18 protein-coding genes are annotated in these 16,712 nt (G+C 67.4%); 15 read left to right on the top strand and 3 right to left on the bottom strand.

What is annotated here, in order from left to right:
* Positions 1-1,834 precede the first annotated feature (1,834 nt).
* Positions 1,835-2,578: a hypothetical protein gene (locus tag OG413_RS45045; RefSeq protein WP_266815840.1), complete on the top strand. Its 744-nt coding sequence runs from the start codon at positions 1,835-1,837 to the stop codon at positions 2,576-2,578.
* A 115-nt stretch (positions 2,579-2,693) separates the two neighbouring features.
* Here OG413_RS45045 and OG413_RS45040 read toward each other — a convergent pair whose 3' ends face one another.
* The gene (locus OG413_RS45040) at positions 2,694-3,158 is read right to left on the bottom strand and encodes a hypothetical protein (protein ID WP_266815839.1); all 465 of its coding nucleotides are present in this window, start codon (positions 3,156-3,158) and stop codon (positions 2,694-2,696) included.
* Positions 3,159-3,613: 455 nt separating this feature from the next.
* Between OG413_RS45040 and OG413_RS45035 the strand changes: the two genes are divergently transcribed.
* The 14 genes from OG413_RS45035 (at position 3,614) to OG413_RS44970 (ending at position 13,087) form a co-directional block, all read left to right on the top strand.
* Entirely contained in the window at positions 3,614-4,729 is a 1,116-nt protein-coding gene (locus OG413_RS45035; RefSeq protein WP_266815838.1) for an RNA ligase, read from the top strand.
* Positions 4,730-4,826: 97 nt separating this feature from the next.
* Entirely contained in the window at positions 4,827-5,732 is a 906-nt protein-coding gene (locus tag OG413_RS45030; RefSeq protein ID WP_266815837.1) for an AAA family ATPase, read from the top strand.
* A 517-nt stretch (positions 5,733-6,249) separates the two neighbouring features.
* On the top strand, positions 6,250-6,510 hold the full coding sequence (locus OG413_RS45025; RefSeq protein WP_266815836.1) for a hypothetical protein: 261 nt from the start codon (positions 6,250-6,252) through the stop codon (positions 6,508-6,510).
* Entirely contained in the window at positions 6,507-6,788 is a 282-nt protein-coding gene (locus tag OG413_RS45020) for a hypothetical protein (RefSeq protein ID WP_266815835.1), read from the top strand. The genes OG413_RS45025 and OG413_RS45020 overlap by 4 nt, the downstream gene beginning before the upstream one ends.
* Before the next feature lie 43 nt (positions 6,789-6,831).
* Positions 6,832-7,191, top strand: a complete 360-nt coding sequence (locus tag OG413_RS45015; RefSeq protein ID WP_266815834.1) for a hypothetical protein — start codon at positions 6,832-6,834, stop codon at positions 7,189-7,191.
* Between the two features lie 56 nt (positions 7,192-7,247).
* Positions 7,248-7,700: a hypothetical protein gene (locus tag OG413_RS45010; protein ID WP_266815833.1), complete on the top strand. Its 453-nt coding sequence runs from the start codon at positions 7,248-7,250 to the stop codon at positions 7,698-7,700.
* Position 7,701: 1 nt separating this feature from the next.
* A complete protein-coding gene (locus OG413_RS45005; RefSeq protein ID WP_266815832.1) occupies positions 7,702-7,971 on the top strand; it encodes a DUF3263 domain-containing protein in 270 nt (89 codons plus the stop codon).
* Positions 7,972-8,524: 553 nt separating this feature from the next.
* Complete coding sequence (locus OG413_RS45000; RefSeq protein ID WP_266815831.1) at positions 8,525-8,686, top strand: hypothetical protein; 162 nt, start codon at positions 8,525-8,527, stop codon at positions 8,684-8,686.
* An 89-nt stretch (positions 8,687-8,775) separates the two neighbouring features.
* Entirely contained in the window at positions 8,776-9,063 is a 288-nt protein-coding gene (locus OG413_RS44995) for a hypothetical protein (RefSeq protein ID WP_266815830.1), read from the top strand.
* Between the two features lie 123 nt (positions 9,064-9,186).
* Positions 9,187-9,522, top strand: a complete 336-nt coding sequence (locus OG413_RS44990) for a hypothetical protein (RefSeq protein WP_266815829.1) — start codon at positions 9,187-9,189, stop codon at positions 9,520-9,522.
* Between the two features lie 239 nt (positions 9,523-9,761).
* A complete protein-coding gene (locus OG413_RS44985; RefSeq protein ID WP_266815828.1) occupies positions 9,762-10,604 on the top strand; it encodes a hypothetical protein in 843 nt (280 codons plus the stop codon).
* A gap of 184 nt (positions 10,605-10,788) precedes the next feature.
* Positions 10,789-11,556, top strand: a complete 768-nt coding sequence (locus OG413_RS44980; RefSeq protein WP_266815827.1) for an RNA ligase family protein — start codon at positions 10,789-10,791, stop codon at positions 11,554-11,556.
* 126 nt (positions 11,557-11,682) lie between these two features.
* Entirely contained in the window at positions 11,683-12,129 is a 447-nt protein-coding gene (locus tag OG413_RS44975; protein WP_266815826.1) for a hypothetical protein, read from the top strand.
* Positions 12,130-12,391: 262 nt separating this feature from the next.
* Positions 12,392-13,087: a hypothetical protein gene (locus OG413_RS44970; protein ID WP_266815825.1), complete on the top strand. Its 696-nt coding sequence runs from the start codon at positions 12,392-12,394 to the stop codon at positions 13,085-13,087.
* Between the two features lie 137 nt (positions 13,088-13,224).
* Here OG413_RS44970 and OG413_RS44965 read toward each other — a convergent pair whose 3' ends face one another.
* Positions 13,225-13,863 carry a hypothetical protein gene (locus OG413_RS44965; protein ID WP_266815824.1) on the bottom strand — a complete coding sequence of 213 codons (639 nt, stop codon included), beginning with the start codon at positions 13,861-13,863 and terminating at the stop codon, positions 13,225-13,227.
* Between the two features lie 3 nt (positions 13,864-13,866).
* Complete coding sequence (locus OG413_RS44960; RefSeq protein WP_266815823.1) at positions 13,867-16,563, bottom strand: DnaB-like helicase C-terminal domain-containing protein; 2,697 nt, start codon at positions 16,561-16,563, stop codon at positions 13,867-13,869.
* Positions 16,564-16,712: the final 149 nt, after the last annotated feature.

Below are 16,712 nucleotides of genomic sequence, written 5' to 3'. Positions count from 1 at the left end.
CCGGCAACATGACGCGCCGTCACTTCGCGACGGAATGTTGTTGCGTTGCTCCGCAACGCCGAGGAGAACGGTGGGCCGGAGTTCGTTACTCTCGATGGTTCTCTGTCGGCCGGCGGCGGGTCTCGGTTTCGGGGTCCGGGGTGCTGGCCGGTTTGGTCTGTGTGCCTCTGACGTGTGTTTTCGCTGGTCAGTGGCTGGCGTTGTTGTTCTCGGTGGGCCCCGCGTCGCCCTCCGGGCTCCTTGGTCCCGCTCTGTTGTGGTTACAGTATGGCAGCAACAAGAGTGGGTCCGCAACTTGCCGGGCGCCGATGCTTTCTGACGGTCCATCATAAACACACAATGCGGCGGATCACAAGTGGTCTACACCAAATTACTTACCGATGGGTTCGGATGGCACCTGAAAATACATTTCCAGACCCACGGCGAAGGAATCTGACGGGCATTCACGAAAAGCCAGCAATAAGCCGCAGTACGGCATCACTTATTCACCGTCATAACCCGTAACAGAAAGCGTAACGGATCGGGCCCGAAATGTGTTACGTAACGTCCCTCGAATTCGACACGTAACACCGGGCCAAAGCTGCGGAATTCACCTCCGCGCGCACCGCGGCCGAATTCCGGCCCGACGAACCACACCCGGCCCAGGACACGCACCGGACACCGAACGGACCCGAACACCCCACCACCCCCGCACGGCAGCAACCGCACCGCACCCCGGGCTCCGGCGGCAGCTCCAGCACCAGCGGACCACGCGGCGCGCACGACGGCCAGGACCGACAGCCGAGCGCAGGCCGCGGAGCAGCACGAGCAGGCACGGCCCCGGCGGCCGCCGGCCCGGCAGAGCCACCGCGCGAGCCGGGCCGGCGGGAAGCGACCTCGGGCGAGACCACAGCAGTCCACGACCCACCCGACGGCACAGAAGCCGGTGAGCACCACCGCACAACCAGCAGCCACCAACGACCCGGCACCGAACCGGCCAACCGGCCGACGGCGTCCCGGCCCTCACGCTCCAGGAGACCCGGCCGCCACCCGGCACCACAACCCGCAGGCAGACCCCCCAAAGCGACCCCAGCACCACCAGCACCACACCCTCGACAAGCCCCAGACCCCGGGCGTCCGGAGCCGGCGGTCGTCGTCGAGCCCACCAGTGTTCGGTGATGTTCGGTGAACGCCACCGAACATCACCGAACACCAGCAGGCACCAGGACAACAGCCCAGCACCACGACCGCGCGAGGGCGCGGCGGGCGGGGCGGCCCGGAGCGGCGCGGCGGGCCGGCGGCGCGCGGCGCGGCGGGCGCGGCGCGTCGGGGGTGTGGGGCGCGGAGCGGCGGGCTCGGACGGCGAGCAGGCGGGGCATCTGGCGGCTCGGGGCTCGGGGCGGAAGCACGGGGGCGGCGCGGGCGGGGCGGGGGCGACGCGCGGGGCGGGGGCGACGCGCGGGGCGGGAGTATGGGGAGCGGCGCGCACGGGGCGGGGACGGAGGGGACGGCGGGCGGAGCAGCGGAGGGGCGGCAGCCGCAGGCGGCGGACGCAGGGCGGCGGGCGGGGGACGGCTACCAGACTCAAAGCAAGTTGCTTAATTGATTTTATTCGGGTAGAGTCAACGCTGTTGGGGGCGAGTCCCCCAAGGGCGGCACGGCAGGTCGTAGCCTCGTTCGATTCGAGGCGTTCCCCTGGAGGGGAGTGGGGTTCGATTCCCCTTCACCACGGTGGCAAAAAGGGAGATATCCCGCGCAGAGAGGTTCGAATCCCCTCCCGCCCACAAACAAACCCGGCTCTCGGGCGGGCATGCATCTCGCAGGTATGACAGGAGACCCAATGGATCGCCGACCAATGACGCAAGCACCTACGGCAGCCCTGACGCACCGCCAGCCCCAGGAAGACAACACGCCTATCCAGACGATGCCCTTGAACGCCAACGGACACTCACTGCCAGGTGCGAGCGAGGTGACGGTTATTCAGCTCGAAGGTCACGAGCCCCTGGTCTCAGGCCCCAGCCGCTGCGCCATCTGTGGCATCTATCCGAAACTGCGCGTCACCGATGATTCCGTCGAGGTGCAGGACCCCTGCCCCTACCCGAACGGCATCACCACTGACATCACCCTCATTGTGCCGTCCGGGAAGCTCCTCGTCACCGACGACCTCCGCCCCGTCTACGACTGGCAGGACGACGCGGCGGCCGACTACAACACGGCCCTCGGTCAGGCGCAGGTGGTGGAAGCCATGGCCGCCATTGGTTGCGCCTACGGCCCAGTCCGCAACAGCTGCCCCGGCCTGTATCGAACGGGACCGGACAGTTACATCATCGCCAGTCCGAGGTGCGACGAGGACGACAACCCGTCGCTTCCCGAGGACACGTGCCTGGCGAGCATCTGCACCGACCTGTGGGCCTACTCCATCGCCGACTTCGAACACTGGAAGGCTCAAGGCGGCAACCCCGACGAGCTCGGCTGGTCCGACTCCGTCATTGACGTTGCGCCGGGGACGTACCGGTTCACCCACCACACCGGGGAGCACGGCTTCGATCACTATGCCGACGAAACCGTGATCTTCGCGCACATCAAACGCCTCACCTGACCAAGAGGCCAGCCTGCTGGTCTGCACGAAACTGACCTGGGGATTCGTCACGCGTGTCAAGGGCCGATCGGCGCCACGTGTCAGTGCGTCAGCAGACGCTCAGCAGTCGGGCTTGTCAGTAGTTGTGGGCGCGCGGACTCTGGGTCGGCGCCGCCAGCGGCACGCGCAGCACCTCAACGGTCGGGCAGGTCAAGCGAAGTCCACTCACGTCACCAACGCCACCACGTTCCCGTCCATAGGCCAAGAATGAACAACGCTCATCCATCTCAGATCCAGCGACAGCAAAACGACGAACGACCACTGACATTTCCGCGCAGCCCATCACGGCCTCACTGAGCGGGTCGAAGCTCACGACGTCCAGCTGGGCGACACCATCGGCTTCCGCTACACCCTCACCAAGACCCGTTACGGATTCCAGGGCATGGCGCCCCTGGGTACGGGCCCCGGCTCCGCGCGCACGATCCTGGTGCGCGGCACAGTCACGGGAGAGGACCGGATCATGACCCGCCACGGGAACAACCACGACGAATTCATGGATGGGCTGCGATTCCCCCTCGCAGGTGCCACGTGGATGGACCAAGACGGCAACTCTGGGATGCTCACCGCGGCCGTGACCACAAGCTGGCTCACTAGCGTGCGGCGCGCCCCCAGGAGCACCCGGTGCAGGGGGTGCGGCATGGCCCTCGCGCAGCACTGTCAGGACTGCCGCCGAGCTGTCTGCCCGGTCTGTGACGAATAGCCGCCCAGTTCATCCATGTGTGCTGCCGGCCGGCAGCCGGATCACCCCGCAGGCGCGCCAGCCAGGTCACCGGGTGCCCCGGAAGATGGTCGACCACGTCGCGGGACTGTCCCGGCGTTCGGCCTGCGCGCGGCGGGGCGGAGCCCGGAAGATGCCAACACCCCGAAATGTAAGTTGCTTAATTGCTTTTACTTGCGTAGTGTTGGCCTTGTTGCAGCAACACCAACCCCTTTTACGCGGACCTCAGATGGGTTCCACCTGGCCTTGGGCTGGGGAATGACTGGAGTGAAATCGCCGTGACCTACCTCGACATGCTGATACCGCCGGATGACCTCGCCTCGGCTCTTCGGGACCGCCACGTCACTCGGAAGCAGCACCCTCATCTGCCGCTGTCGATCCTCACCTACGCGCCGGTCTGCCAGTACGAGAACCTGTGGAATGACGTCACCATGCGGTGCCGAGGGCTCGTGGTTGATGATGAGAGCGGCGCGATCGTTGCGTTGCCCTTCCCGAAGATTTTCGTGACGACGATGCACAACCACGGGCTTGCGTTCGCCCCTCCGTTGCCCGCCGAGCCCTTCGAGGTGTTCGAGAAGGCCGACGGTTCCCTGGCGATCGTCTTCAACTACCGAGGCAAGTGGTACGCGGCGTCGAAGGGATCGTTCATCTCCGGCCAGGCCCAGTGGGCGCAGGCCGTTCTGGACCGATCCGACACCAGCCGTCTGGACCCGACTCTCACCTATCTCGCCGAGATGATCTTCCCGGGGAACCGCATCGTTATCGACTACGGCACGCGTGAAGACCTGGTTCTGCTCGCAGCCTTCCGCCCGGCGGACCTCGGGGAGGTTCCGCTGGAAGTCGCTGGCCGCCACTGGGAGCCGATCGGCCCCACGGTGCGCGCCTGGGGTCTGTCAGACTCGGTGGAGACTCTGGAGCAGCTCGTTGCGGCGAACAGCACGGTGGACGGCGACCTCGTGAGCGGCACCGAAGCCGAGGGCTACGTCATCCGCTTCGCTTCCGGGCTGAGGGCGAAGGTGAAGCTCGCCGACTACCTGAAGATCCACGCACTGTTCACCGGCACCAATGAGCGCACCGTGTGGGAGGTCCTCGCCGCCGGGAATGATCCCGCGGACCTCTTTGACCAGGTGCCTGACGAGTTCCGTGACTGGGCCCACCGAGTCGCCGACAAGATGCGTGCGCAGGTCTCCGATTGGATCGCCGAGGCCACTGCGGCGTACCAGGAGATCGGGCACTTGAACGAGCGGAAGGAGTTCGCTCTGCAAGCGGTCAACTCGCCCTACCGGGCGGCGCTGTTCCGCCTGTACGAGGGCCGGGACATCACCGCGCTGGCGTGGAAGGAGGTTCGCCCTCGCGGTGACGCTTCCCCGTACAGCAGCGGCGACGAGGGCTGAGCAGCCCTCCCCGAAGGCGGGCCATGGTGACCGCGCCGTGGCCCGCCCGGCACCCCCGCCTCCCCTTCTTCCTCTATCTCATCCAGGAGCTTTGGCTATGCCAACCGTCCACGTCATGTCCGGCCTCCCCGCCTCCGGCAAGAGCACCTTCGCACGGAAGCTCTCCGCCGATTCCGCTGGCCGCGTCCTTCGCATCAACCTCGACGATCTGAGGGCCATGATCGGCCACGACGGGTCCTGGACCGGGGCGCATGAGCGCACCGCCCTCGACATGCAGGACGCCGCCGTCAGCGCCGCCGTCGACGCGGGCTTCGACGTGGTCGTCGACAACACGCACCTCACACCGCGGATTCCCGCCCGTCTGAAGACCGTGGTCGCCGGACGGGCCACCTTCACCGTCCACGACTTCACCCACGTGCCGGTGGACGAGTGCATCCGTCGCGACGAAGCCCGCTCCAGCTCCGTAGGAGAGGCCGTCATCCGGCGTCTGGCAGGCACGCACGCCAAGGCCACGAAACGTGGCTGGCGGCTCACCGGGGACTGGCTCAACGACCGGCTGGCGCCCACGCCCTACGTTGCGGACCCGTCACTGCCCTCCGCAGTAATGTGCGACATCGACGGCACCCTCGCCCTCATGGAGGAACGAGGCCCGTACGACTTCACGCTCTGCGGCACGGACCGCCTCAACGCACCAGTCCGCAATGCCCTGGTAGCCCTGCAGGCCTTCAACAGTGACCGCATCGTCTTGCTATCGGGGCGCAGCGAGGACTTCCGCGAGCAGACCGAAGCGTGGCTCAACCGTCACTCGGTTCCGTACGACGAACTGTGGATGCGGGCTTCTGGGGATACCCGCCGCGATGACATCGTGAAGAACGAGCTCTTCGACGCTCACGTCCGGCGCAGGTTCAGCATCCGTGTCTCCCTCGACGACCGGGACCGTGTCGTTGCGCTGTGGCGGCGTATGGGCATCCCCACCTGGCAGGTCAACTACGGCAACTTCTGACCAGCGACCAACAGCCGCGCCGCCCCCATCCGCCTCCTGTGAAGTCCGCCCCGCCCCGGGCGGACTTCACAGGAGGCGCAGTGACCGGCGAACAGCGCCGAGCGATCCCGAACACCGCGCGCGGGCAGCGGGCAGGCACGGCCGGCGAGCGAGCTGCATCTTGATCATGGCTTCACCCCACCCCGTTCCGGAGCGTTTCGCAGGCCGGCCTCGCGCCGTCGGATCGGTAGTGCCCTAAATCTCCGTGGTCCATGGCGGGGCGGACGGCGGACAGGCGGGGACGCAAATACAAGTTGCTTAATTTGATCTATTGCAGTAGATTTGAAGTTACTGGATGGCGAGGCCGCCCGAAGGTGGCATGACAGGTCGTAGTCCCGTTCGATTCGGGGCGTTCCCCTGGCCGGGGAAGTGGGGTTCGATTCCCCTTCACCATGGTGGCAAAAAGGGAGAATTCCCGCGCAGAGGGGTTCGAGTCCCCACCCGCCCACAAGAAAACGATCTGGAGGATGGAGCAGTCATGGCAGTACTCAACTACCGCACCGGCCCCTGGTCCCCCGATGAGAATCGGCCGTTCCCGCGCCGTCGCGGCGAGAGCAGGCGCAACCAGCGCCGCTCCGCCCGCCGCATGGCCAAGCGCGCCGAGGCGCGCCTTGCCGCAATCGAGATCCGAGAGAACGCCTCCGAGACCGAAGCGTGGAACCCCCGTGCGGTAGCCGTCGCGACCCGGCTGGTGCAGAGCACTACCACCAGCACCGTGCTGACAGGAGGTCGGGTATGACTGGTCCGGATGGCCATGGACTCACCCCGGGCGGCGACGCCACGCCGGAGACGGTGTTCAACCTGAACGGCGTGGTGAGTCTCGACGACCACCCGTCGGGCGAGAGGCGGGTGATGTTCGAGGCCGATCAGATTTCGGCAGGGCTGCGGAACATCGCGGACCGTTGGGACTTGCAGCGGATGCTCGGCACCCCGGCCTCCGACCCGGTGGCCGATCTGCGCCGGATGGCGGATGCCCTTGACGCGAAGATCGCGCAGCTCAGGGGACTGGCGGACTGACGTGCCGAACACCCGGCACCATCACCGAACGGGAAAGATCACAATGGACAGCAGGGCGCAGCTCAGCCACGTGAGCTGGACACATACTCTGGGCATCTTGCGAGGTGCCGCCGAGGGCAACGATGCGAAGTACAACCACACGCTCGGGGGGTATGACAGGCACGTCCGGCCGCTCGTGGACGCGGGCCTGGTGGCCTGGCTGGCCGATGGCGAAGAGCCGGAGAACGACAGCTTCGTCCGAACCACCGAGGCGGGACAGGCCTTCTACGAGGAGTACCTGACCGGGTTGCCCGCGCACACGGTGTGCAGGTCCAACGCCTGGGTCGATATCCCGGAGATCGATCGCGCCACCACTGCCCTCGCCGCTGAGTATGAGCAGCGCGTCCAGGGCGGTGACGTGTGATGACCGGAGGAGCGCGCAGGCTGCTCATTGACCCGTACGCCTTCGTTGTCCGCCGCATGTTCCTGGAGTTCCTCCCCCTCGCTGCACCGGGTGAAGCGATGTGGGGCGAGGAAGGGCACGCGCCGGCCGAGCGCAGGTCTCTGGCGCAGTTGTTCAGCTTCGAATGGCTTGGGGACCCGGGAGTGAGGCTTACGGACCAGCTGTCGGCGATCTTCGCCGAGCTGGGATTCTGCCGCATCGGTGCCGCGGGCGATCAGCGGCAGATGTGGGGGGAGTCGAACGGCACCCCTGATGCCGCGGGGTCTCCTCTGGAGCGCGCGGTGCGTCAGCTGCACTGGGACATGGTGGTGGAGGGGACGCTGAACGAGACGAAATCGGTCAGCTTTTCCGGACCCGACCACTTCGTGCCAGATGTGCACCAGAAGCTCGCTGACTGGTTCGTATCCCTGGGCTATCCGGGTGCCCTCGACATCACGCAGGGCCGGCCCGAGCTCCGTGAGCTGCCCTGACATGAGCAAGAGCCAGTCTCCCCTGGAGTCCGTCGGCGGGCAGTCGCTGACTGAGCAGGAACGGCAAATCCTCGACGCCCAGGCTCGCCTGGCGGCACTGCCCGCCGGGCCGCGTGAGCGTCTCATCCGTGAGCAGCTCGGCATGAGCCCGACCCGGTATTTCCAGACGCTCAATGCTCTGCTCGACTCAGTGCAGGCACTGGAGTACGCCCCCGTAACGATCAACCGTCTGCGCCGTGCCCGTGAGGACAGTCGAAGGAAGTACTGGTGAGCTGCCTCAAAGACCATCTCCGCGCAGGCCGCGCTTCGTCCCGTACCTCTGAAAGACCTTGATCATGGCTTCACTTCGCCCCGTCCCTGTTCCTGAGCGTTGTGCAGGTCGGCCTCGCGCCGGCGGCCTGGTCGTCCCCTGGATCTCCGTGGTTCATGGCGGGTCAGCTCCGGCTTGGTTGCCGGGGGCCGACCGCGGACATGCCGTGTTCGGCAGTCTCGATCCGCATCGTGTGCGACGCGCCTTTCTAGAGCGGCTGTGCCAGACCTGCGGGCAGCCGCTGGAAGAGCGGTGTTTCCTGATCGTCAGGCCCGCCGACGTCGAGCGCGGCTACGCACCCGAACCCGCGCTGCACCCGGAATGTCAGCCCTACACGGCGTCTTCCTGTCCCATGCTGAACGGCACAGCGACGCAGTACCGTGAGCGTCCAGCTCTCGCCGGACATCCCGCAGGCCGGCGCTGCTCAGATCCGAGCTGCCCATGTCCCAGCCTCGCCCCCAACAGCGGTCACGCTGCGCGCAGCGGTCGACCGGCTGACCGGTACGAGGCGTGGATGATCTCGACCGCCAGGTACGAGGTTGTCCGTAGCGATGCGGTCGAGCCGCTGGGCATCCGGCTTGATGTTCCTGTCCTGCGCACGCGGCTGCTGCGGGAGGCGGCCCTGCCGCGCGAGGCAGTCAGATTTCTTGCGGCGCTCAGGGAACTAGACCTCTAGTCTAGTTGCTTAATTGGATTTACTGGCGTAGAGTCTCTCTTGTCAGGGAGAGCCGCCCGCCCGACATCCCCCCCTTTTCAGGAGCCACGATGACTGAGGTCACCCTTCCCGCGACCGCCACCCAGGCCATACCGAGCGTGTGGATCCTTGAGGCTGGCGAACGACAGGAGGGCGGCAGCATCAAAGGGGTGTACACCGACCGGGATCTTGCGCTCGACGACTTCCTCATGGAGGTTCGTGACCTTGCTCGTCGGTTCGGCCTGAACGTGGACCAGTCCGGAGAAGACCCTGACACCAAGTCCCTCTACGCCGAGGGCGGTTGCGACTGGATCTCTCTGACCCGCTACCCGGTCACGACCCGCCTTCAGCTCAGCTGACGTCGCCTGAAGGAGCAAGCCCCACCCGTCCGGGCACGGAGATCCCGGACACCATGCCCGTGGGGCCGAACAGCCCACACCCCCGGCAGCCGAACCACACTCCGCACTTTCCAGAGGTTTTTCGTGTACTACGAAGACGAAACGACCGCCGATGCGCTTCAGGCGTGGTCGGACAACCGACGAGAGGCCGACCTGGAGCAGGCCGCGATGGAAGCCCTGGGCGACCAGCTGGACGCCCACGAGCAGGCCGGGTTCTGCGTGCACCAGAGTGCCGTCGGCCACCTCGTCGTTCCCTTCTATGAGGAGCAACAGGGCCTCCGGCCTGGCCAGTACCGGTGTAGGGGTGGCTGCGGTTCCCTCTTCCGCGACTTTCACGAGTGGGCCGACGCGAGTCGTGACCCGTTCAGCTCCCCCGTCCGTATCCGTCCGGTAGGCCCCACAGCAGGTCTCGGCAGCTGACTCACCGGTCCCGACCGGAAAGAACCTCCCGCCGCACTTCCACCCTTGAGGAGTTGTCCATGCCCGCCATCCCTCCGCTTCCCCGCCACAAGAGCGACCCCCTGCCCCGCGACCGGTTATGACCACCCGGCCCTCCAGCACCGCGCCCCGGCGCTCCGGCTCTCGACAGCCTGGAGCTCCGGGGTGCGGTGCTGCCACTCCCTCCCCACCGCCCCCTCTTCTACCTGAGGACTCTTCTCATGATCACGCTTCATCAGTTTGTCGCTTCCGCTCTCGGGGAGGGTGCCTCGTTGCAACTCCCTGGCGGTGCGCAGGTCCCCGTGGCGCGCGCGGCGGTGCTGGAGCTGTACGCCACTGCGCTCCAGGACCACCGCGCCTATGGTCTCTACCGACACGGACACGTCGAGGACTGGACGGTGAGCGTCGATCTCGCACATGTCGACGTCGACGTCGCGGTCGTCATCGGTCCGGCCGGCCTGCGGTACATGCTGCCCAACACCCCTACCCATGAGGTCGAACGGCTCTGTCCCGTCCTCGGCTGCGACCAGGACCGGCCCAAGCACCCATCAGCCTCCTGCCCTGACCACGCGTGCGCGGGCCCCGAAGGAGACGGGCCGCTCTCGCAGGGCACGCCAGCCGGCGCAGCCTCTTCGGGAAAATGCGGCGTCGGAGGGGAGCCGGAGGGCGGGGCGTCGGGCGAGCAGCATGGTCTGCGCGAAGTCCGCCCCGCTGGACGCGGCCGGGAGGTGTCGCGCCTGCTGACCGAGGTGCGCACGGTCTTGTCGCGGGCCGTCTCTGCGCTTCCGGCCGGACCGACGGAACCTCTCTACGAGGCGGACGGCCGCCGCCCCTTGTACAACGACCGCGACCAGTGGGTGCGGGCCTACGACCCGGATCACGACGCGGTCCACGCCGCCCTGCGGGACGTCATCGCGCTGCTGGCACCGTGGCAACGCACTGGCCGACCCGAAGGCACCGAGCAGCAGCGTCAGGCCCGGCTGGAGGTCGTTCGATGCGCGTGCGGACGGATCTGGGCGGGACGCGTCGGCAACGGTCACGTGACGGGCCCGGCCACGCACTGACCGGCGGACCACCAAGTCCCGCGCCTGCATGCGGGGGTCACGGAACGGCTGCCTGAATCGTCTGGGCCGCCACATCAACACCCGAGAGATATTGCTTAATTGGATTTACTGACGTAGAGTTTGAGTTGTTGGAGCGCGGGAGTGCTTCAACACCCCCTACCGATCACGCCCCCTGGAGCACCCCATGCCCGTCGCGGACCTCGATCTCAACGCGCTCAACTCGGCGACCAAGTACCCGTCGATCTTCACCTACCACGAGCTCGCACAGGGGGGCAGGCTGATCGAGAAGGCCACCGCCTTCACCGGTGACGTCATCCTGACCGAGAAGGTGGACGGCACCAACGCGAGGATCATCAGCCTCCCCGGCGGCGACTACCTCCTGGGGAGCCGCGAGGAACTGTTCTACGCACGCGGTGACAGGGTCTGGAACCCCCGGCTCAGCATCGTCGATGCTCTCCGCCCGCTCGCCGAGCGGATCACTTCGCCCGACACCGGGGCCGTCGTGTACTACCTGGAGGTCTACGGCGGCCAGAACATCAGCCGCGCGAGCGGCGAGTACACCAGCGGGCAGACCGTCGGGCACCGCCTCTTCGACGTAGCCACCATCCAGCCCTCCACCATGGAGCAGCCGCGCGCTGCGATCGCCGCGTGGCGGGACAACGGCGGTCAGGACTTCCTCACGGAGGACGAACTCACCACGGTCGCGAAGACCGAGGGCATCGAGCTGACGCCGCGCCTGGCCACGGTCGCGGGGAGCGAACTGCCCACCGGCATCGAAGAGATGCAGGCCTTCCTCGACCGGCACATGCCGACCACTCTCGTGGCTCTGGACCCGGACGTCAGCGGCCGCTCCGAGGGCATCGTTCTGCGCACCTCGGACCGCTCCGTGATCGCCAAGGCCCGGTTCCAGAACTACGAGCGCACCCTCCAGGTCCGGAACAAGCGCCGCTGACCGCCCCGTGCCCGCCCCGCCCCGCCACTGGGGCGGGGCGGGCACGGCCCCGAACGCTCCAACGACCGCGCCCGGCTCACTGCGCGAAGCTCCGGTTTCCGCTCCAGAACACGGAAAGACCTCACCATGCCCAGCAACCCCGCACCCGAGTCGGCAGCGTCCACCGCAGGCGCGATGCTGCTCGACGCGCTCGCCGCGTACGACGTCAGGGCCCACTCCGATGCCATCGGCATGACCTACGCCGTGGCCTTCGAGCCTGACACCCCGTCGTGGAGGGTCCGCTCCAGTTTCCACCTGTCTGTGGGCGACCGGGCTTCCTCGGTGGAACACGCACCCGCCGCGCACACGGGATGGACCGTGTTCGTGCACGACGACCAGGGCGAGCCCCTCGGTGATCCGCTGTACATCGCAGGCGACGGTGACCTCGTGGACTGCGCCGCCGATTCAGCTGCTGCCGCGATGCTCATGGCCGACTACCTCACCGCGCCCGTCTCTCGACACTGCGACTGCTACTCGCAGGAGCGGTACGGGCAGCGGCACGACCGCGAGTGCAACCGGTACCGAAAGCCATGACCCCGCTCGCAGCGAACACGCTCCGCACACCGCGCGGAGGTACGGGCCATCGACGACAACACCCGGTTCCTGACCAGATCAACGAGTCTGGTCCAGTCGCGTGCAGGGCCGGCACCGCCGCCGGCGAGCGCGGCCACTCCGTATACGGCCGCTGCGCCCGGGGAGACTGTCCGGCGCGCGCCAGCGTGCATGAGCGAACGACCTGAGGCGCTTGTGCACGCCACCCTCCCCTCCCCCCATTTCGTCGTACCTGGAGACACCCATGGCCGCCCCCCTGCCTACCTTCACCTTCGCCGTGGAACTTCCGCTCGTCACCGAGGTCAAGGCTGCGAACGTCGTCGCCGCCAATGAGGTCAACGACCGGGCCTGCGCCCAAGTGCTGTCGGCCGTGCGGGACACGGCTAAGGCCGCCGCCCCGTCCGTCACGCTCAGCGTGGGCAGCGACGAGGACATCCTTGCCCCGCTCGACGACGCGGGTGGCCCCGTCCCTCACCGCACGGGCACCTACTCCCTCTACGGGCACATTCCTCTGCAAGCAGCGGTGTGCGCCCCGGACGCCGTCACAGCCCGCCGCAGGTACCAGCGGGTCCGGGCCCGCGTGTTGTCGGTCCTGCGCGCGGAGTTCGCCACCGCCAACCCTGGCATGTGGTTCTACGTCGGGCCCGAGCCCGCCCGGCTGACCCGCGTGAACGGCAGCACCGCTTTCACCAAGTGCGAGGACTGTCCGCTCGGCGAGGAGCCCGGCTACGTTGTCGACGGCCGGTGCACCCGGGACGACTGCCCCGGCTACTGCATCAACGAGTGGTGCCGCGGCAAGATGGGCGGCGGCTCGGAGGACAAAAAGTGCGGCGACTGCGCTGACCGCCGGTACTCCCACGAGGAAGACGACCGCGAAGCCCGCCAGCGCCACGCGGCGAGCGACCCCGGAAGCTGCCCCGTCTGCCGCAACGAGACCTGACTCATCCAGCGAGGGCATCTGAGCGACAGAACGGACGCGAGGCGGGGCGGGAGGCATGGCCTCCCGCCCCGCCTCGCCATGCCCTGCGCGTTACCGGGCCGGCAAGCCGACCTGCGGCGCCACGAGCACCAGGTCGGTCACGCGCCGAGGCCGACGTAGGAGACGTAGGTGTAAGCGCCCCAGTCGCTATCGAGATCGGCGATGACGTCGTCCCAGATCTCTTCCATTTTCTGCGTGTCGCCGTCCCTCATGGCGTCCACCGCCTCGTCCCAGATGTAGCGGACGTTCGGCAGGAAGCGGTGCGCCTGCTCGCCCTCAAGGTTCGGGCGCCGCGCGTTCTCCTCGACAAAATCCTGGTTGACGGGGTGGATCTCGATGGACGTACCGCGACCACGGTTGTTCAGGTGCTGCTTGAACGCCCCCAGGTTGTTCAGAAACCGATCGGTACGCAGGCCCCAATACGCGGTGTCGATCTTCTCCCTGTTCGAGGGCAAGGGCTGCTGCGTTCCGTCGAACCACTTCTTCATCGTGCGCGGCGTCACGTCGACGCCGGCGTCAGCCATGGCCTGCCGGCCTGCGTCACTGTCGAGGTAGTTCAGCCTCGCGTTCAGCCCGCGGTTCGTGGTGACAGGGGAACGGATGCCCCCCTCACGGATCTGACGTGACAGGGCCTCCTCCATTGCCGCGCCCAGAGCCGCCCCGCCGCGCACGTTCTCCGGGGATCGGTTCGCGCCGAGGCGACCGAAATTACGCCAGCCGCTGTCGTCGTACGGCATGGGTTAATTCCCTCCGAGGGTGTAGAGGCGCTTCATTTTAATCTCACCGGGCATCCGGCCTTCTTTCCAAATCTGTCGCCAGTCACCGGAGAGATGAATCTCGTCAACACCAGCGACCTGCACCAGAGTAAGGCCTTCCCGATAGGCTCGGTGGGCTTTCAGCCAGAGGCTTGCGAAGGCCTGCGACCGGATGATGTGAACCCAGTCGGCTCGGCGGAGTTCCTGGTTCTTTCCCGATTCACCGATCGTCGAAGTGAATCGGGAGTACATGGCCTTGACGTATTCCTCCGTGGCCTTGTCGTTGCTCTGGACGGCCTCGGTCCGGGACTCGTTCAGGATTCGGCGGAACTTTTCCAGTAGTGCCTCCGTACCACCCGAGGTCCACGACTCCAGGATGTGAGGCGGCTCGGAGAGACCAAGTTCGTGGCACCGGATCAGCAGTCGTACCGTGGCCTCGTCCAGCAGGTACGGGCCCGGCTCGACCCGGCCGCCCAGTGGGTTCGGGAGGTCCTCGTGATGCCATTCGAAGTGGTCAACGCGGTGGATGCCTGACTCGCCCGAGAGGTAGCCGCGCTCATGGTGACGCAGTGCACCGATCGGCAAGTACGTCTTGAACGCCGACAGATACGCACAGTTGGTGTCAAGGGCCGTCACATCGAGGGCGGCCTGCAGACCCTTCTTCACCGCGGTTCGCAGTGACTCATTGCGCCACTTGTGGCGCCCTTCCCAGATTTGATCCGATTCTTTCTGTGAGGGCTTAGAGAGGAATTCCAGAGGTTCCGGGTAAACGGAATGCTCGTAGGTGGCGCCCACACGGGAGAGTTTGAACAGCGCCATGGCGTCCGGCACCGCCTTGCGCTTGAGCAGCTTGACCGCTTCGTCGATGTCCCCGCCGGTCTCCTGGAGCGCCTGGTCCACGGCGGCCGCGATCTTGTTGGTGAAGAAGGTGTAGGTCCGGCCGCGCTTCACGTTCCCGCTGTCCTCCGGCGGGACCGTGTTGTCCTGAAACGCTTCCGAGACGTCCTCGGCCTCGGCCACAAGTTCGGGCTCGGGCTCGGGCTCAGTGCGTTCGGTCACGGTGGCCGATGCCGCGGGGGCTGGGGCGGCAGTCGGTGTGATGCCGGCCGGCGCCTGCGGGCTGGCCGGGGCAGTGCTTCGTCGGGCCTTGTCGAACGCGGCCAGAGCCGTGCCCAAACGCTGTCCCTCGTCCGTCTCGGGCATGTGGGGTCCCTGGGCGGCCAGAGCGGCGACCGTCTGGCGCAGCACTTCGAGATCCTGTTCGTCACCGGCTGCACGCGCCTGGGCGAGGGCAGCGAGCGTGCCGTTGAGACGCGCTGAGATTCCGGTGGAGGCGCCGGAGGTGAACGGCTTCGCCGCGGCCAGCAGGTCGGCCTCCTCGACGGAGTCGACAGGCGCGTCGGCAGAAGCCTCGGCGACCGGAGCCTGCGCGGTGGCGCCGGCCAAGGGGGTTGTGGTTGGGGCTTCCTCGGCCTCAGCGGGGGTGTCGGTGAAGCGGGCGCACGCGAGGTCGGCGCGCAGCTCCACGGTCGACAGAATGCCGAAGTCCCGTTCGGCGTAGGTCACCTCGGCTCGCTCATCCTGCCTGGTCACGGTCAGGGTTACGTCCGCATCCAGCGCGGTGAGCAGGGCTTCTTCGTCGGTGTCGACTGCGGCCACCACGGGCACCCGGAGGACTCGGGCGAGCTGGGCGAGGGCTTGGGCGGCCGCCGGCAGGTCGCTGCCGGAGAGCGGGACGAGAGGGTCGGGCAGGCGCTGCAACCGGTCCACGACGATCAGGGCCAGGCCCTCGATGTCCCTCGCGGCCTCTGAGATGTCAGCGGCCCGAAGTCCCGTGCCGTCGTCGATGTGCCACACGGTGCCGGCGAGTGCTTGCAGCTTCTCGGCGACCGCGGCCGCGGTCTGCTGCTCCTGGTCCGTGAGCTGGTTGAGGCGCAGCCTGCGGTAGTGCACGGGGCCTTCTGCCGCGATCACCCGCATCACGACGTCCGTGCGTGTCAGTCCTGACGCCGCGTACAGCACGGGAAGCTGACGGTGGAGTGCTGTGTGCCGGGCAGCTGCCGCGGGGAGCAGCGACGCCCCGGCGTTGGGGGCACCCGCCACCAGGGTCAGTTTGCCCGGCAGAAGCCCGCCCACGGCCGCGTCCAGGGTGGTGAGCCCGAACTGTGCCGCGTCCTGTGGCCGGCTTTCGGGCTGTCGCGCCGCCAGTACTTCCCCCAGCACGTCCCCGAACGCGGCCAGCGGCCGCTTCCCTTCGCTGCCTCCGGGTGCAGGGGCAGACTCGGGCGTGTCCGCGTCGTGGGCAGTGATCACCCCACCAGCGACCGAAGCGACTGACTGCTCGGCATCGTTGGGCTGTTGGTCGGGGACCTCGGCCGACGACACTGCCGTGTCGGCCCCAGGGGGTTCAGGCACCCGCACCGGGATGCCGTCGGAAGAGACGAGCCGGGCGTCGACCAGGACCGCGAGGGGCGTTGCGTCGGCCCGATCCAAAATCACCTGCGGCACGCCGGCGGCGCGACCGTCCCCGGCCGCGTCCCGGACCAGGTCGCCCAGCTTGGGCCGTGCTGCGGTACGCAGCCAGGCCGGCCAGTTCCGCAGGCGGGCGTGCGCAGACGTGTCCAGGCGTCCGATGGGGATAAGAGCGGCCCGGAAGAGGTGGCCACGGGCGCGTTTGGCCACCACCGTTACGACCCCGTTCTCCTGGGCCAGTTTGACCAGGTCGTAGAGGCGGACGCGTGCCGTCGACACCTGCAGCTCTTCAGGAGGGCCGGACGGGCAGGAAGCTGCGACAGGAACACGCGCTTCCGACTCCTCCGGCGCGGGAACAG

Source organism: Streptomyces sp. NBC_01433 (genome assembly GCF_026340105.1).
In the GTDB taxonomy this organism is placed as follows: Bacteria; Actinomycetota; Actinomycetes; order Streptomycetales; family Streptomycetaceae; genus Streptomyces.
Note: the sequence above shows the minus strand (reverse complement) of the source record. Positions and strands in the feature narration are given on the sequence as shown.

Coding starts and splice junctions, on each gene's coding strand:
- OG413_RS45045 (WP_266815840.1), top strand. CDS start 1,835: ATGACGCAAGCACCTACGGCAGCCCTGACGCACCGCCAGCCCCAGGAA.
- OG413_RS45030 (WP_266815837.1), top strand. CDS start 4,827: ATGCCAACCGTCCACGTCATGTCCGGCCTCCCCGCCTCCGGCAAGAGC.
- OG413_RS45025 (WP_266815836.1), top strand. CDS start 6,250: ATGGCAGTACTCAACTACCGCACCGGCCCCTGGTCCCCCGATGAGAAT.
- OG413_RS45020 (WP_266815835.1), top strand. CDS start 6,507: ATGACTGGTCCGGATGGCCATGGACTCACCCCGGGCGGCGACGCCACG.
- OG413_RS45015 (WP_266815834.1), top strand. CDS start 6,832: ATGGACAGCAGGGCGCAGCTCAGCCACGTGAGCTGGACACATACTCTG.
- OG413_RS45010 (WP_266815833.1), top strand. CDS start 7,248: ATGTTCCTGGAGTTCCTCCCCCTCGCTGCACCGGGTGAAGCGATGTGG.
- OG413_RS45005 (WP_266815832.1), top strand. CDS start 7,702: ATGAGCAAGAGCCAGTCTCCCCTGGAGTCCGTCGGCGGGCAGTCGCTG.
- OG413_RS45000 (WP_266815831.1), top strand. CDS start 8,525: ATGATCTCGACCGCCAGGTACGAGGTTGTCCGTAGCGATGCGGTCGAG.
- OG413_RS44995 (WP_266815830.1), top strand. CDS start 8,776: ATGACTGAGGTCACCCTTCCCGCGACCGCCACCCAGGCCATACCGAGC.
- OG413_RS44985 (WP_266815828.1), top strand. CDS start 9,762: ATGATCACGCTTCATCAGTTTGTCGCTTCCGCTCTCGGGGAGGGTGCC.
- OG413_RS44980 (WP_266815827.1), top strand. CDS start 10,789: ATGCCCGTCGCGGACCTCGATCTCAACGCGCTCAACTCGGCGACCAAG.
- OG413_RS44975 (WP_266815826.1), top strand. CDS start 11,683: ATGCCCAGCAACCCCGCACCCGAGTCGGCAGCGTCCACCGCAGGCGCG.
- OG413_RS44970 (WP_266815825.1), top strand. CDS start 12,392: ATGGCCGCCCCCCTGCCTACCTTCACCTTCGCCGTGGAACTTCCGCTC.
- OG413_RS44965 (WP_266815824.1), bottom strand. CDS start 13,863: ATGCCGTACGACGACAGCGGCTGGCGTAATTTCGGTCGCCTCGGCGCG.